This is a genomic window from Rhodanobacter sp. Root179 (assembly GCF_001428465.1).
In the GTDB taxonomy this organism is placed as follows: domain Bacteria; phylum Pseudomonadota; class Gammaproteobacteria; order Xanthomonadales; family Rhodanobacteraceae; genus Rhodanobacter.
Map to the genome: position 1 here is coordinate 98,713 of NZ_LMHR01000087.1, position 13,600 is coordinate 112,312.

The 13,600-nt window shown below is 65.4% G+C and carries 13 protein-coding genes; 3 read left to right on the top strand and 10 right to left on the bottom strand.

Annotation, left to right across the window (positions count from 1 at the left end; translation table 11 throughout):
* Positions 1-42: 42 nt before the first annotated feature.
* Complete coding sequence (locus ASD82_RS14885; RefSeq protein ID WP_056718587.1) at positions 43-963, top strand: MBL fold metallo-hydrolase; 921 nt, start codon at positions 43-45, stop codon at positions 961-963.
* 4 nt (positions 964-967) lie between these two features.
* Here ASD82_RS14885 and ASD82_RS14890 read toward each other — a convergent pair whose 3' ends face one another.
* The 10 genes from ASD82_RS14890 to cmk form a co-directional block, all read right to left on the bottom strand.
* The gene (locus tag ASD82_RS14890; RefSeq protein ID WP_056718588.1) at positions 968-1,315 is read right to left on the bottom strand and encodes a tRNA-binding protein; all 348 of its coding nucleotides are present in this window, start codon (positions 1,313-1,315) and stop codon (positions 968-970) included.
* Positions 1,312-2,601: an FAD-binding oxidoreductase gene (locus tag ASD82_RS14895; RefSeq protein WP_056718589.1), complete on the bottom strand. Its 1,290-nt coding sequence runs from the start codon at positions 2,599-2,601 to the stop codon at positions 1,312-1,314. Before ASD82_RS14895 ends, ASD82_RS14890 begins: the two co-directional genes overlap by 4 nt.
* A 58-nt stretch (positions 2,602-2,659) precedes the next feature.
* Positions 2,660-3,535 carry a UTP--glucose-1-phosphate uridylyltransferase GalU gene (gene galU, locus ASD82_RS14900; protein ID WP_056718590.1) on the bottom strand — a complete coding sequence of 292 codons (876 nt, stop codon included), beginning with the start codon at positions 3,533-3,535 and terminating at the stop codon, positions 2,660-2,662.
* A complete protein-coding gene (locus ASD82_RS14905; protein WP_056718591.1) occupies positions 3,532-5,430 on the bottom strand; it encodes a nucleoside-diphosphate sugar epimerase/dehydratase in 1,899 nt (632 codons plus the stop codon). The genes galU and ASD82_RS14905 overlap by 4 nt, the downstream gene beginning before the upstream one ends.
* The gene (locus ASD82_RS14910; RefSeq protein ID WP_056718592.1) at positions 5,417-6,439 is read right to left on the bottom strand and encodes a glycosyltransferase family 4 protein; all 1,023 of its coding nucleotides are present in this window, start codon (positions 6,437-6,439) and stop codon (positions 5,417-5,419) included. Before ASD82_RS14910 ends, ASD82_RS14905 begins: the two co-directional genes overlap by 14 nt.
* A 7-nt stretch (positions 6,440-6,446) precedes the next feature.
* Positions 6,447-7,619 (bottom strand): lipopolysaccharide assembly protein LapB, encoded by a 1,173-nt coding sequence (gene lapB / locus ASD82_RS14915; protein ID WP_056718593.1) that lies wholly within the window; start codon positions 7,617-7,619, stop codon positions 6,447-6,449.
* Positions 7,616-7,873, bottom strand: a complete 258-nt coding sequence (locus tag ASD82_RS14920) for a lipopolysaccharide assembly protein LapA domain-containing protein (RefSeq protein WP_056718594.1) — start codon at positions 7,871-7,873, stop codon at positions 7,616-7,618. Before ASD82_RS14920 ends, lapB begins: the two co-directional genes overlap by 4 nt.
* Before the next feature lie 160 nt (positions 7,874-8,033).
* On the bottom strand, positions 8,034-8,333 hold the full coding sequence (locus ASD82_RS14925; protein WP_056718595.1) for an integration host factor subunit beta: 300 nt from the start codon (positions 8,331-8,333) through the stop codon (positions 8,034-8,036).
* A gap of 71 nt (positions 8,334-8,404) precedes the next feature.
* Positions 8,405-10,078, bottom strand: coding sequence for a 30S ribosomal protein S1 (rpsA, locus tag ASD82_RS14930; RefSeq protein ID WP_007805435.1), 1,674 nt, complete (start codon positions 10,076-10,078; stop codon positions 8,405-8,407).
* Between the two features lie 172 nt (positions 10,079-10,250).
* Positions 10,251-10,928, bottom strand: a complete 678-nt coding sequence (gene cmk, locus ASD82_RS14935; RefSeq protein WP_082542695.1) for a (d)CMP kinase — start codon at positions 10,926-10,928, stop codon at positions 10,251-10,253.
* 111 nt (positions 10,929-11,039) lie between these two features.
* Between cmk and ASD82_RS14940 the strand changes: the two genes are divergently transcribed.
* Together ASD82_RS14940 and ASD82_RS14945 are read left to right on the top strand one after the other, a co-directional pair.
* Entirely contained in the window at positions 11,040-11,297 is a 258-nt protein-coding gene (locus ASD82_RS14940) for an acyl-CoA-binding protein (RefSeq protein ID WP_056718596.1), read from the top strand.
* Between the two features lie 87 nt (positions 11,298-11,384).
* Positions 11,385-13,403 (top strand): NADPH-dependent 2,4-dienoyl-CoA reductase, encoded by a 2,019-nt coding sequence (locus tag ASD82_RS14945; RefSeq protein WP_056718597.1) that lies wholly within the window; start codon positions 11,385-11,387, stop codon positions 13,401-13,403.
* The last annotated feature ends 197 nt before the right edge of the window (positions 13,404-13,600 follow it).

A 13,600-nucleotide genomic window follows, 5' to 3' on the forward strand; every position in this document is an offset into this window, starting at 1 on the left:
CAACTTGCTACCCTCGCGGAACCCACCGATCGCGAGGCAGGCATGGCAGAACACGGCATCCACACCATCGATACCGGCTTCGTGCGACCACGGTTCGACGCGGCCTACCTGGTCGTCGAGAACGGCCGCGGCGCGTTCATCGACTGCGGTACCAACTTCGCGGTGCCGCGCATGCTGGATGCACTGGGCGACGCCGGCATCACGCCGGCCGATGTGGACTGGCTGATCCTCACCCACGTGCATCTGGACCATGCCGGCGGCGCCGGCGAGCTGATCGCGCAGCTGCCGAACGCGAAGCTGGTGGTGCATCCGCGCGGGGCACGCCACATGATCGACCCGTCGGTGTTGTGGGCCGGCGCCAGCGCCGTCTACGGCGAGGCGGTGATGGAACAGACCTACGGTCGGCTGCGGCCCATTCCGGCCGAGCGGGTGATCGAGGCGGCGGACGGGCACGTGGTGGACCTGGGCGGGCGGCCGCTGTCGTGCATCGATACCCCGGGCCATGCGAAGCACCACCTCACCGTCTACGACGAGCGTGCCAACGTCTGTTTCACCGGCGACGTGTTCGGCCTGTCGTATCGCGATTTCGACACGGCGCACGGCCCGTTCATCCTGCCCACCACCTCGCCGGTGCAGTTCGACCCGGAAGCGCTGCATGCCTCGATCGAACGCTTGATCGCGCTGCGGCCCGAGGCGATGTACCTCACCCACTACGGCCGGGTGGAAGCGGTGGAACGGCTGGCCACCGACCTGCACACGCAGATCGACGCGATGGTCGCGCTGGCACGCGCCGCGCACGGCCAACCCGACCGACACGCCGTGTTGATGGAATCGCTCACCGATCTCTACGCCACCCGCGCCGAAGCGCACGGCTGGAACTTCGGGCGCAGCACCTTGCGCCAACTGCTGGAGATGGACATCGAGCTGAATGCGCAGGGGCTGGAGGTCTGGCTGGACCGCTGACGACTCAGGCCAGGCGCGTACCGTTCGGCACCGGCCGTTCGACGGCGGTCAACACCACCCCGTCGTCGGTGTGAAACCCGGTCAGCAGGAACTGCGAACGAAACGGGCCGATCTGCTTTTCGGGAAAGTTGATCACGCCGACGATCTGCCGGCCCACGAGCTGCTCGGCGCTGTACAGCGCAGCGATCTGCGCGCTGGTCTTCTTCTCGCCGTACGCGCCGAAATCCACCCACACTTTCCAGGCCGGCTTGCGCGCCTCGGGGAACGCTTCCACCCGTGTCACCGTACCGGCGACGATCCGCACCTTCTCGAAATCGGCCCAGCTGATTTCACCCTGCCCTGCTTCGCTCATCCTTCCAGCCTCGTCTTCAACCAGTCGCGCCCCTGCTGCCACCAGTAGGTCGCCTGCGCACCAAGATAACCGAACGGCCGGTGCGTGTTGCCCAAGCCGTAGTCGGCAAACTGTTTCCAGCCCTGGTCGCCATCGGCGATCGCCGCCGCCAGCAGTTCGCCGGCCGCGCAGGTCGGCGCCAGGCCATGGCCACCAAACGCCTGTGCCCACCAGAGCCCGTCGTCGCTGCCGCCGATTTGCGGCATCTGGTGGCGCGCATAGCTCATCAGGCCCGACCACGCGTAGTCGATTTTCACGCCGTGCAATTGCGGGAACACCCGCAGCAGGTCTTTCGTCAGCAGCCGCTGCACCGCCTGGGGCGAGCGGTTGCGGATCGAGATGCGGCCGCCCCACAGCAACCGGGTGTCAGGCAGCGCGCGGTAGTAGTCGAATGCGAAGCGGCTGTCGTAGACCGCGGCGCGGGTGGCCAGGCAGTCGTCCATCCGCGGACCCAGCGGTTCGGTGACCATCACGTAGGTGGCGATCGGCAGGATCGCCCGGTCGATCGGCTTCTGCAGGCCCGCCAGGTACCCGCCACAGGCCAGCACCACCTGATCGACCAGCAAGTCGCCCTGCGCGGTGCGCAAACGCCATTGCAGGCCTTCGCGTTCGAGGCTGCGGACACCGCTGTTCTCGTGGATGCGCACGCCCTTTCCGGCCGCCGCCGCGGCAAGCCCGATCGCATAGTTGAGCGGATGCAGGTGCAGCGCGTCACGCTCGTACAGGCCGTCGTGATAACGCTCGCTGTGGATACGCTGGCGCAGTTCCGTCTCGGCCAGCCATTGCCATTGCACGCCGTAGTGCCCGGCCAGCAACTGCTGGCGCTGGCGCAACACGGCGGGATCGCGGAACCAGTTAGCCCAGATCACGCCCTCGTCGACGGCATCGCAGGGAATGGCGTAATCGGCGATGCGCCGGCGAATGCGCTGCACCGCTTCGGTGGTGAGCCGGAAAATGGCCTGCGCGCGCGCCTCGCCCAGCTGGTCCAGCAGCGATTGCTCACCCAGCGAGTAGCCGGCAAACACGAAACCGCCGTTGCGGCCGGAGGCGCCGAAACCGATCTGTTCGCGCTCCAGCAGCACCACCTCGCCGACACCACGCTCGGCCAGTCCCAGTGCCGTGTTCAGTCCGGCAAAACCGCCACCGACGATCGCCACCCGGGCGCGTCCACTGCCCTGCAACGCGGCGTAAGCCGGGTAAGGCGTCGCCGTGGCACGGTAGTACGAAGGGAAGGAAACCTGATTCATGCCAACGCCGTGGCCCACGCCCGCGCTGCTAACCTGACAGGCGCGGGCGCGGTACCGCTCAAAGCTGTTCGAGGAACGCGCGCACCGTCGGTGCGAGCTTTGGATCCTGCATCGCCATGTGCATGGTGGCGCGGACCAGCCCGGCCTTGTTGCCGCAGTCGAAGCGGATGCCTTCGAAACGATGCGCCAACACCTTGCCCTGCTCCCTGAGCAAGGCATCGATCGCGTCGGTGAGTTGGATCTCGCCACCCGCCCCCGGCGTGGTCTGCTCCAGCAACTGGAATATCCGTCCAGGCAGCACGTAGCGACCGACCACGGCCAGGTTCGACGGAGCATCGGCCGGCTTGGGCTTCTCGACCATGCTGCGGATCAGCGCGCTGCGTTCATCGATCGGGGTCGCGTCGACGATGCCGTACTTGTCCGTCTCGTCGTGCGGCACTTCCTCGACCGCGATCACGCCGGCCTGCTGCGCGTCGGCCAGTTCGGCCATCTGCCGCAGCGCGCCCTTGCCGGGGCCGTTCCAGATCAGGTCATCGGGCAACACCACGCCGAACGGCTCGTCACCGACAACGGGTTTGGCGCACAGCACGGCATGGCCCAGGCCCAGCGCTTCGGGCTGCGTCACGAAAATCGCCCGGACGTTGCGCGGCAGGGTGCCCTGCACCAGTGCCAGCAACTCGTCCTTGCCCTTCTCCTGCAATTTCGACTCCAGCTCGTAGGCCTTGTCGAAGTAGTCGGCGATCGCGTGCTTGTAGCGATTGGTGACGAAGATCAGCGTGTCCGCACCGGCATCCACGGCCTCGTCGACGGCGTACTGGATCAGGGGCTTGTCCAGGACCGGTAGCATTTCCTTGGCGACGACCTTGGTCGCCGGCAGAAAGCGCGTGCCGAGGCCGGCGACGGGGAACACCACTTTGCGCAGGGGCTTGCTCACTCATTGATCTCCGGATTGGCACGACGGATGGACACCACGTTGTCCGGCTGCGCCGACTCGCTCCAGCGGAACGACGGCAGCAGGCTGGATACGCAGCGTCGAAGTTCTTCCTCATCGAAGGCATTCACCGCTTCGGCGGCCTTCTTCAGCAGGGATTGCAGCAGCTCCCACGACACTTCACGGTGCTGGGCCAGGAAGATCTTGGCGTGGGTGGTGGCGCAGTAGTTTTCCAGCGGGTGGAACAATTCCTCGAACAGCTTCTCGCCCGAGCGCAACCCCGTGTACACGATCGGGATCTCGCTGCCGGGCTTCTTGCCGGCCAGACGGATCATCTGCTCGGCGAGGTCGCGGATCTTCACCGGCTCGCCCATGTCCAGCGCATAGATCTCGCCGCCCGTGCCGATGCTCGCGGTCTGCAGGATCAACTGGCAGGCCTCGGGTATCGTCATGAAATAGCGCGATACCTCGGGGTGGGTCACGGTAACCGGGCCACCTGCCCGGATCTGCCGCCGGAACAGCGGCACCACCGATCCGGCCGAGTCCAGCACGTTGCCGAAGCGCACCGTCATGAAACGGGTGTCGGTCTGCGCATTGAGGTTCTGGCAATAGATTTCGGCCACGCGCTTGCATGCGCCCATGACGCTGGTCGGATTGACCGCCTTGTCGGTGGAGATCAGCACGAAGCACTCGACGCCCGTCTCGCATGCGGCATCGGCCACCACGCAGGTTCCCAGCACGTTGTTGTTGAAGCCTGCGCGGAGCTGCCCCTGCAACATCGGCACGTGCTTGTACGCTGCCGCGTGAAACACCACCTGGGGCTGCAGGTCGGCAAACGCCTTGCGCATGGCCACCCGGTCGCCACAGCGGGCCAGGATGCCGTCGAAGATCAACTCGGGGAACTCGGCGCGCAGCTCCTGGCCAATCCGGTACAGGTTGTACTCGCTCTGCTCCACCACGGTCAGCGACTGCGCCCCCAGCCGCGCCACCTGTCGGCACAGTTCCGAACCGATCGAGCCACCGCCACCGGTGATCAGCACGCGACGGCCGCTGAGCGTCTCGCGAATGGCCGTCCAGTCCAGTTCGACCGCGTCGCGGCCAAGCAGGTCCTCGATCGCCACTTCCTTGATCTGGTTGAACTGGGCCCGACCGGCGACCACGTCCTCCAGCCGGGGTACCGTGCGATATGGCAGGTCGGTGGCATCGCACAACGCGACCACCCGGCGCATCTCGATCGTGGAAGCACCCGGCAGCGCGATCAGCAGCATGTCAACCGCCGCCTCGCGCGCCACCTCGGGCAACTGCTCCAGTCGCCCCAGGATCGGATGTCCGTTGATGCTGGCGCCACGCAGGCTGGACTTGTCGTCGACAAAACCGACCACCGCGTAGCGCCTGTCGCGGTGGAGGTCGCGCGAAAGCACCTCGCCGGCGCGATCCGCCCCCACGATCAGCACCCGCTTGACGCTCTGGTTCTGCAGCAGGTCGTTGCGGCTGTCCTTCCAGTAGCGATAAGCCAGTCGGGGTACGCCAAGCAGTAGCGACAACAGCAGCGGATAGAGCACCAGCACGGAGCGCGGCACACCCTCCAGCCGCTCGTAGAGGAACAGCGTCACGCCGATGGAGATCGTGCCCGCCAGCACCGCGCGCACGATGTTCCAGAGATCAGGCAGGCTGGCGAAGCGCCATACGCTCCTGTAGAGCCCGGTCCAGCGGAAGATCAGGCCCTGAACCAGCAGCACGATGGGAAATTCCAGCAACTGGAAGCTGACCACTTCATCGGGCTTCAAGGCATAGCGGAACAGCTTGGCAATCCACCAGGCAAGCGCGGCCATCATCAAGTCGTGCAGAACGACGGCGATGCGGGGATGGATGAAGCCGACAAGCTTACGCAGCGACATGAGGTGTCCTGTTCAAGTTGCGCCGCAGACAACGACGTTTCAGCGCCAGCCACACGGCCGACGCCACTGCATAAACCGCCATGGTAATCGGCAGCGCCAGGCGCAGATGACTCCAGGCCAACCAGGCCATGGGTGCGGCGACAAGCAGGTTCCAGCCCAGGTAGGCGAGATCGGCCAAGGCGTGGGTGGCGCCGCGACGTACCGTCCACTGGTAGAGATGTTCGCGGTGGGCAGTGTACCAGCGCCGTCCCCGCCACATGCGCGTCAACAGGGTCAGGCTGGCGTCCACCGCGAACGCCGAGGACAGGATCAGCGCGGGCCAGAGCAGCGCCGGCTCGACCCGCCACAGCATGGTGGTAAAGGCGAAGATCAGCAGGCCGATGCTGCCGCTGCCCACGTCGCCCATGAAGATCTTCGCGGGCGGGCGATTGAACCACCAGAATCCCGCCAGTGACGCCGCCATCACCGCCGTCGCCATCGCCAGGGCAGGCTGCGCTGCCTGCCATGCCAACAGGGTCAGTCCCGCGCCGACGAAGATCGCCTGTTGCGCCAGCAAACCATCGATGCCGTCCATGAAATTGTGCAGGTTGACGCTCCAGACGCCGCCAACCAGCAGCAGGGGCAACCACCACACCGGCGTACCGGTGACCAGCAAGCCTGCCGAAAACAGGCCCGTGCCAAGCAACTGGGCGAACAGCCGTGGCAATACCGGCAGCGAACGATGGTCGTCCCACCATCCGGCCACGGCGACGAGCAGGAATCCGGCGAGCAACCCCGCCGTCACGCTGAGCGGCCAACTCGCCGGCGGCGCGCACAACACGCCCGGAAGACACACGAGCATGGCCACGACCACGCCGATACCACCGCCGCGCGGCGTCGCCACGCTATGGGATCGGCGCTGCCCGGGCAGGTCCAGCATGCCGCGTCGGCGGGCATAGCTGATCGAAGCCCGCACCACGAGCACGGTGATCAGAAAACTGCACGACAACCATCCGATGGTCACGGACATCCGCTGCTCACTCGCTGGCTACACCATGGATGGGCCTGATCGTGCTCCAGCTCTTGCAGCTCGGACACTGCCAGTGATGGGCCTTGGCGCCGAAACCGCATCGACTGCAGCGGTACATCGCCTGCCCTTCAAGCAGCTTGCGGGTAAGGTCGCGCAGGATCAGGAAGTTCTCGCGTGCCTCCCCCTCGATCTTGTCCATGGTGGCGTCGATCAGCGCCATCAGGCCACGCACCGAGGGCCGCTGGCGCAGTTGGGTGGTGAGGAAATCGATCGCCGCACGCTCGCCGTCGCGCTCCTTGTAGAGATGGGCCAGCGCCAGCACCGGCGAAACACCGTGGTAGCGACCGATCATCTCGCGCAAGAAACTTTCCGCACGTTCCATCTGCTGCGACCTGGCGTAACTGTTGAGCAGCGGCGGCAGGATTTCCGGAGTGAAGGCGATGTCGGTCTGGATCGCCGACTCATACGCCGTCACGGCGTCGGCGTGCTGGCCATCCTCGGACAGCAACCTTCCGGTCAGCATGAATGCCCGCACACAACCCGGCTGGCATTCAAAGGCCTGCCTGAGGTAGTCGCGTGCTTCGGCCCTCGCCCCGTGCTGGCGCGAGCGGTCGGCCAGCTCGCAATAGAACTGGGCGATCATCGGCGCCTCGTCCTCGCCGGTCATCACCTCGAGGCGGCGCGCATGTTCGATCGCCTTGTGCCAGTCGCGCTCGTGCTGGTAGATGGCAATCAGGTGCCGCAGTGCGGAGGGCGCGTGCGCGTTCATCGCCACCAGGTCGCAGAACAGCGCCTCGGCGCGATCGAGCAGGCCCGCCCGCATGTAGTCTTCACCCAGTTCCAGCAGCGCCACCGTCTTCATCGCATCGGTGAGCCCGGGGCGCGAAACCAGGTGCTGGTGCAGGCGGATCGCCCGATCGACCTCGCCACGACGGCGGAACAGGTTGCCCAGGGCCAGATGCGTCTCGACCGTATCGCGGTTGTATTCGGCCAGCTTGAGGAACACCTCGATCGCCTTGTCCTGCTCCTCGTTGAGCAGGTAGTTCAGGCCACGGAAGTAGTCCGACGACAGCGCGCTGACTTCGGCGCCGGAGCGGCGTGCGCCAAACTGGCGCGAAGTCCACCAGCCCAGCACGAAAGCGATCGGCACCAGGGAAACCAGCACGAGCACGACATTCATGGCTTGACCGGCGACTTCTTGTCCGCGCGCAACTGCCGACGCTGCTGGCGACCCTGCCGCATGCTCACGCCCAGCCAGGCGGTCAGTCCACCGAGCAGCCATCCGATCACGACCGCACCAAGCAGGGCTGCACCCTTGGGCAGCCGGAGCTGGGCAAAGCCCAGGTCATAGCCAACGAGGTCGGCGTTGAGCGCACCGAAGACGATGCCGGCGGCGATGAAGAACAGCAGGAGAATGATGGCGAGCAGTCGCATGGGGCGACTTTACCCGATTGATGCTGACTGGCACAGGCGCCGCCGGGATTCCGTGCGGCGATGATTCATGCGCGTGCGCCTGCCCGCGGAAAAGGCAAAAAAAAAGCAGGCCGACTCGCGTCGCCTGCCTTCTTTCCATGTCTGTTGCATGACCTGCTGATCAGGCGATGCCTGTCTCGAGATCCTGGTTGACCCGTTCACGCAGCTCCTTGCCAGGCTTGAAGTGCGGAACGTGCTTGCCGGGCAGTGCCACGGCTTCGCCGGTCTTGGGGTTGCGCCCCATGCGTGGTGGTCGGTAATGCAGCGCGAAGCTGCCGAAACCACGCACCTCGATACGCTCGCCATGAGCCAGGGCATGGCTCATCTGTTCGATGACGCTCTTGACGGCCATCTCGACATCGGCAAACGCAAGATGGGTCTGACGCCTGGCCAGCGCCTCGATCAATTCGGATTTAGTCATGGGCCCCAATGTCCGTGACGTGAAACAACGGGGCGGCAGAAGCCGCCCCGTGTCAGACGTGTGCAACGCGATCAGTCAGCCTTGTTGAACTGTTCCTTGAGCAGCGCACCAAGCTTGGTCGTGCCGCTGGCGGCAGACGAATAGTCGACCGACGTATCCGGTGCGTCTTCCTCGTCCTTGGCGCGAATCGAGAGCGCCAGCTGGCGACCCTTGCGATCCATGCCGGTGAACTTGGCCTCGACCTTGTCACCCACCTTCAGATGCAGCGTGGCATCGTCGATGCGCTCCTTGGCGATGTCGTTGGCGCGCAGGTAACCCTCGACGCCTTCGCCCAGATCGATCACCGCACCCTTCGCATCGACTTCCTTGACGGTGCCGTTGACGATGGTGCCGCGCGGATTCGCCGCCATGAACTGGCCGAACGGATCCTGCTCCATCTGCTTGATGCCGAGCGAGATGCGCTCGCGCTCCGGATCAACCGCCAGCACCACGGCCTCGATCTCGTCGCCCTTCTTGAAGTTGCGGACCAGATCTTCGCCGGACATCTGCCAGGAGATGTCGGACAGGTGCACCAGGCCGTCGATGCCGCCGTCCAGGCCGATGAACACGCCGAAGTCGGTGATCGACTTGATCTGGCCGGACACCTTGTCGCCCTTCTTGTGCATCGCTGCAAAGGCTTCCCACGGGTTCGAGCGGGTCTGCTTGATGCCCAGCGAGATGCGGCGACGCTCCTCGTCCACGTCCAGCACGGTGACTTCGGTCTCGTCACCGACCTGCACGACCTTGGCCGGGTTCACGTTCTTATTGGTCCAGTCCATCTCGGACACGTGCACCAGGCCTTCCACGCCCGGCTCGATCTCGACGAAGCAGCCGTAATCGGTGACGTTGGAGACCTTGCCGAACAGGCGGCTGCCGACCGGGTAGCGGCGGGCAATGGCGACCCACGGGTCGTCGCCCAGCTGCTTCAGGCCCAGCGAAACGCGGTTGCGCTCCTTGTCGTACTTCAGCACGCGCACGTCCAGCTCGTCGCCGACGTTGACGACTTCGGACGGATGACGCACGCGCTTCCACGCCATGTCGGTGATGTGCAGCAGGCCGTCGATGCCACCCAGGTCCACGAACGCGCCGTAGTCGGTGAGGTTCTTCACCACACCCTTGACGACGGCACCCTCGGTCAGGCGCTCAAGCAGCTGTTCGCGCTCGGCGGAGAACTCGGTCTCGACGACGGCACGGCGGCTGACCACCACGTTGTTGCGCTTGCGGTCGAGCTTGATGATCTTGAACTCGAGTTCCTTGCCCTCGAGGTAGGTCGGCTCGCGCACCGGGCGCACGTCGACCAGCGAACCGGGCAGGAACGCGCGAACGTCCTTGATGTCGACGGTGAAACCGCCCTTGACCTTGCCCGAGATCATGCCCTTGATGGTCTCTTCCTTGTCGAACGCCTGCTCCAGGTCGTCCCACACCATCGAGCGCTTGGCTTTCTCGCGCGACAGCTTGGTCTCGCCGAAACCGTCTTCCAAAGCTTCGAGGGCTACCTTCACCTCGTCGCCTACCTGCACCTCCAGCACGCCCTCTTCGCTCTTGAACTGCTCGATGGGGACGATGCCTTCGCTCTTCAGGCCAGCGTTGATCACGACGACGTCGTTGCGGATTTCCACAACGATGCCGGTGACGATGGCGCCGGGCTTCAGCTTGGAGATGGCCTGCTGGCTCTGTTCAAACAGTTCGGCAAAACTTTCAGTCATGTTGATTCCATAGTGGGAAAGGATCGTGGTTCATTGCGCTGGAATGGTTGGTGCGCGAACTTCCGATCCACCGGTTGAGGGTGCATGAGGGGTTCCCGGGGAACCGACCGTCATCACCGTTGGCCAAAACCCCCTGCCTTGGCAGGGGCACAAAAGCCGCCGCGCAACCCGTTCAGGGCTGCACGACGGCAAATACTTTCGCAACGACCTCGTCGATGCCCATGCCGGTGGTATCCACCAGCAAGGCATCAGCGGCAGGCTTGAGCGGCGCCACGGCACGCGAAGCATCGCGACTGTCACGCGCCTCAATTTCGCGCTGAAGGCCAGCAAGTGTAACGCTGAGTCCCTTTTCCTTCAACTGCTTATAGCGCCTTTTCGCTCGTTCCACGGCGCTCGCGGTGAGGAAAACCTTGTACTGGGCATCGGGGAAGATCACCGTGCCCATGTCGCGCCCGTCCGCCACCAGGCCTGGCAGCTTGCGGAAGCCCAGTTGCAGCGCCACCAGCGCTTCACGCACCGAGGGCATCGAGGCGATCGCCGAAGCAGCCGCACCGGCGGTTTCGGTGCGCAATTCGTCGGTGGCATCGTGGCCGTTGACGATCACCCGGGTCTCGCCGCCATCGGCTGCAGCCCGGAACTGGATCTTCGTCCCCTGCGCGCAACGGGTCACCGCCTCCACGTCCGAAAGGTCGAGCCCGGCCATCCCCGCGGCGTAACCCACGGCGCGATACAGCGCCCCCGAGTCCAGCAGGCGCCAGCCCAGCCGCTCGGCCACCAGCGCGCTGATGGTGCCCTTGCCCGATCCCGACGGTCCGTCGATGGTGAGTACGGGGGCTGGGGCATGGCTCATGGCGGGATCCTGGCTGAACGGCAAAGCGCGCAGTTTAACGCGTTGACCCGCTCCCGGACGCGTGCTATCTAGCCGATCCCACCTTGCCTGTCTGCGTTGTCGAACTGCCTTATGACCGATCTTCGCCGCGAGTTCGAACAGGCTGCCGCAGACATCCAGCGACTGGGAATGCGCCCCGACAACGACACCTTGCTGAAGCTGTATGCCCTGTACAAGCAGGGCTCGGAGGGCGATTTGAAGCGCACCCAGCCCGGTTTCTTCGATTTTGTCGGCACGGCCAAACACGAGGCCTGGGCGCAATTGAGCGGTGTTTCGGAAGACGAGGCCATGCGCCGCTACATCGCACTGGTGCAGCAACTGCTGGCCTGAGTACCGGCTCCGTCCGCAGACGGTGCTTGCTTTCGGATAGCGAACACCGGCACATTCATACGATCGTTTGAGTCGGCCGTGGATCGCATGAACTACCCCAACCTGTTTGCCCCGCTCGACCTGGGCCACATCACCCTGCCCAACCGCATCCTGATGGGCTCGATGCACACCGGGCTGGAGGACAAGGCCAGCGATTACGACAAGCTGGCCGCTTATTTCGCCGAGCGCGCCCGCGGCGGCGTGGGGCTGATGGTCACCGGCGGCATCTCGCCCAGCATCGAGGGCTGGCTGAAACCGTTCGGCGGCCGCCTGACGATGCCCTGGCACAAGCCCCGCCATCGCAAGCTCACGGACGCCGTCCACGCCGAGGGCGGGCACATCTGCATGCAGATCCTGCACGCGGGGCGCTACGGCTATCACCCGTTGTCGGTGGCGCCATCGAAGATCAAGTCGCCGATCACCCCGTTCACGCCGCGCGCACTGTCTGCCCGCGGCGTGGAACGCACCATCGACGATTTCGTGCATTGCGCGAAACTCGCCCGCGACGCCGGCTACGACGGTGTCGAGGTGATGGGCTCCGAAGGCTATCTGATCAACGAGTTCATCGCCGCACGCACCAACCGGCGCAACGATCGCTGGGGTGGCGACGCCGAACGGCGCATGCGCTTTCCGATCGAGATCGTGCGCCGAACGCGCGAAGCGGTGGGCAGGGATTTCATCATCATCTATCGGCTGTCGATGCTCGACCTGGTCGAGGGCGGCCAGGACTGGGATGAAATCGCCACGCTGGCCAGGGGCATCGAGGCGGCCGGCGCCAGCATCATCAACACCGGCATCGGCTGGCACGAGGCACGCATTCCCACCATCGTCACCAGCGTACCGCGCGCCGGCTTCGCCTGGGTCACGCAAAAGCTGAAGGGTGAGGTAGCGATCCCGCTGGTCGCCACCAACCGGATCAACATGCCCGACGTGGCCGAACGCATCCTGGCCGGCGGCGAAGCCGACATGGTGTCGATGGCGCGGCCGCTGCTGGCCGATCCGGCCTGGGCGAACAAGGCCAGGGCCGGGCGCAGCGAACGCATCAACACCTGCATCGCCTGCAACCAGGCCTGCCTCGACCACGTGTTCCAGAACCGGCGCGCCAGTTGCCTGGTCAACCCGCGCGCCTGCCACGAGACCGAACTGAAGATCGAGCCGGCGAGCATCCGCAAGCGCATCGCCGTGATCGGTGCCGGTCCCGCCGGGATGGCCTGCGCCAGCACCTTGGGCGAACGGGGGCATGCGGTGACCCTGATCGACCAGGCCGGGGAAATCGGTGGCCAGTTCAACGTCGCCAAGCAGATTCCGGGCAAGGAAGAGTTCCACGAGACTTTGCGCTACTTCCGCCACCGACTGCAGGACGTCGGGGTCGAGGTACGACTCGGCCAGTCGGCGGATGCCACGACGTTGCGCGAAGGCGGCTATGACGAGGTGGTCATCGCCACCGGCATCACGCCGCGCCGGGTGAGCTTTCCCGGCAGTGATGATCCGCGCGTGCTGGGTTATCTCGACGTGCTGGCCCGGCACCAGCCGGTCGGTGCGCGGGTGGCCATCATCGGTGCCGGCGGCATCGGTTTCGACGTGGCCGAATTCCTGGTCGAACACCTGCCCTCGCCCACCACGGACGTGGCTCGCTGGACCCGGGAATGGGGCGTGGACATGGAACTCAGGCAGCGCAGCGGCCTGCAGGCGCCGCAGCCGGAGACGCCAGCGCGGCAAGTGTGGCTGCTCCAGCGCAGCGAGGGCCGCCCTGGCGCACGACTCAACAAGACCACCGGCTGGGTGCATCGTGCAACGCTTAAGGCAAAGCAGGTCAGCATGCTCGGCAAGGTCGGTTATGAACGTTTCGACGACCAGGGCCTGCACGTCACGGTCGATGGCAAGGCGCAGATCCTGCCCGTCGACAACGTGGTGATATGCGCCGGCCAGGAGCCCAACCGTCGACTTGCCAATGAACTCATCGCTGCCGGCATCACGGTACACGTGATCGGCGGCGCCGACGTGGCGGCGGAACTCGATGCGAAACGGGCCATCGACCAGGGCACTCGACTCGCCAGCAGGATCTAGTCTTGCCCATCCGCACGGCGGGGTTTTCAGCGCGCCGAATCCTGCCCGGCCGGCCACCGCCAGCGTCGCGTGAGAATTCCGGGGGCTCGGGGCCTGAGTCATGCGACCGCCGATGGCGACGACACCGCTGTCGGATGACAGCGGTGTCGTGCAAGCCTGAAAAAGAAAGCGCCCCGCAGGGGAGACGCATCAACGTG

Excerpts from the sequence above, each read along its gene's own strand:
- ASD82_RS14910 (WP_056718592.1), bottom strand. The coding sequence starts at position 6,439 with ATGTCCGTGACCATCGGATGGTTGTCGTGCAGTTTTCTGATCACCGTG.
- ASD82_RS14925 (WP_056718595.1), bottom strand. The coding sequence starts at position 8,333 with ATGACTAAATCCGAATTGATCGAGGCGCTGGCCAGGCGTCAGACCCAT.
- rpsA (WP_007805435.1), bottom strand. The coding sequence starts at position 10,078 with ATGACTGAAAGTTTTGCCGAACTGTTTGAACAGAGCCAGCAGGCCATC.
- ASD82_RS14920 (WP_056718594.1), bottom strand. The coding sequence starts at position 7,873 with ATGCGACTGCTCGCCATCATTCTCCTGCTGTTCTTCATCGCCGCCGGC.
- cmk (WP_082542695.1), bottom strand. The coding sequence starts at position 10,928 with ATGAGCCATGCCCCAGCCCCCGTACTCACCATCGACGGACCGTCGGGA.
- lapB (WP_056718593.1), bottom strand. The coding sequence starts at position 7,619 with ATGAATGTCGTGCTCGTGCTGGTTTCCCTGGTGCCGATCGCTTTCGTG.
- ASD82_RS14895 (WP_056718589.1), bottom strand. The coding sequence starts at position 2,601 with ATGAATCAGGTTTCCTTCCCTTCGTACTACCGTGCCACGGCGACGCCT.
- ASD82_RS14905 (WP_056718591.1), bottom strand. The coding sequence starts at position 5,430 with ATGTCGCTGCGTAAGCTTGTCGGCTTCATCCATCCCCGCATCGCCGTC.
- ASD82_RS14890 (WP_056718588.1), bottom strand. The coding sequence starts at position 1,315 with ATGAGCGAAGCAGGGCAGGGTGAAATCAGCTGGGCCGATTTCGAGAAG.
- ASD82_RS14885 (WP_056718587.1), top strand. The coding sequence starts at position 43 with ATGGCAGAACACGGCATCCACACCATCGATACCGGCTTCGTGCGACCA.
- ASD82_RS14940 (WP_056718596.1), top strand. The coding sequence starts at position 11,040 with ATGACCGATCTTCGCCGCGAGTTCGAACAGGCTGCCGCAGACATCCAG.
- ASD82_RS14945 (WP_056718597.1), top strand. The coding sequence starts at position 11,385 with ATGAACTACCCCAACCTGTTTGCCCCGCTCGACCTGGGCCACATCACC.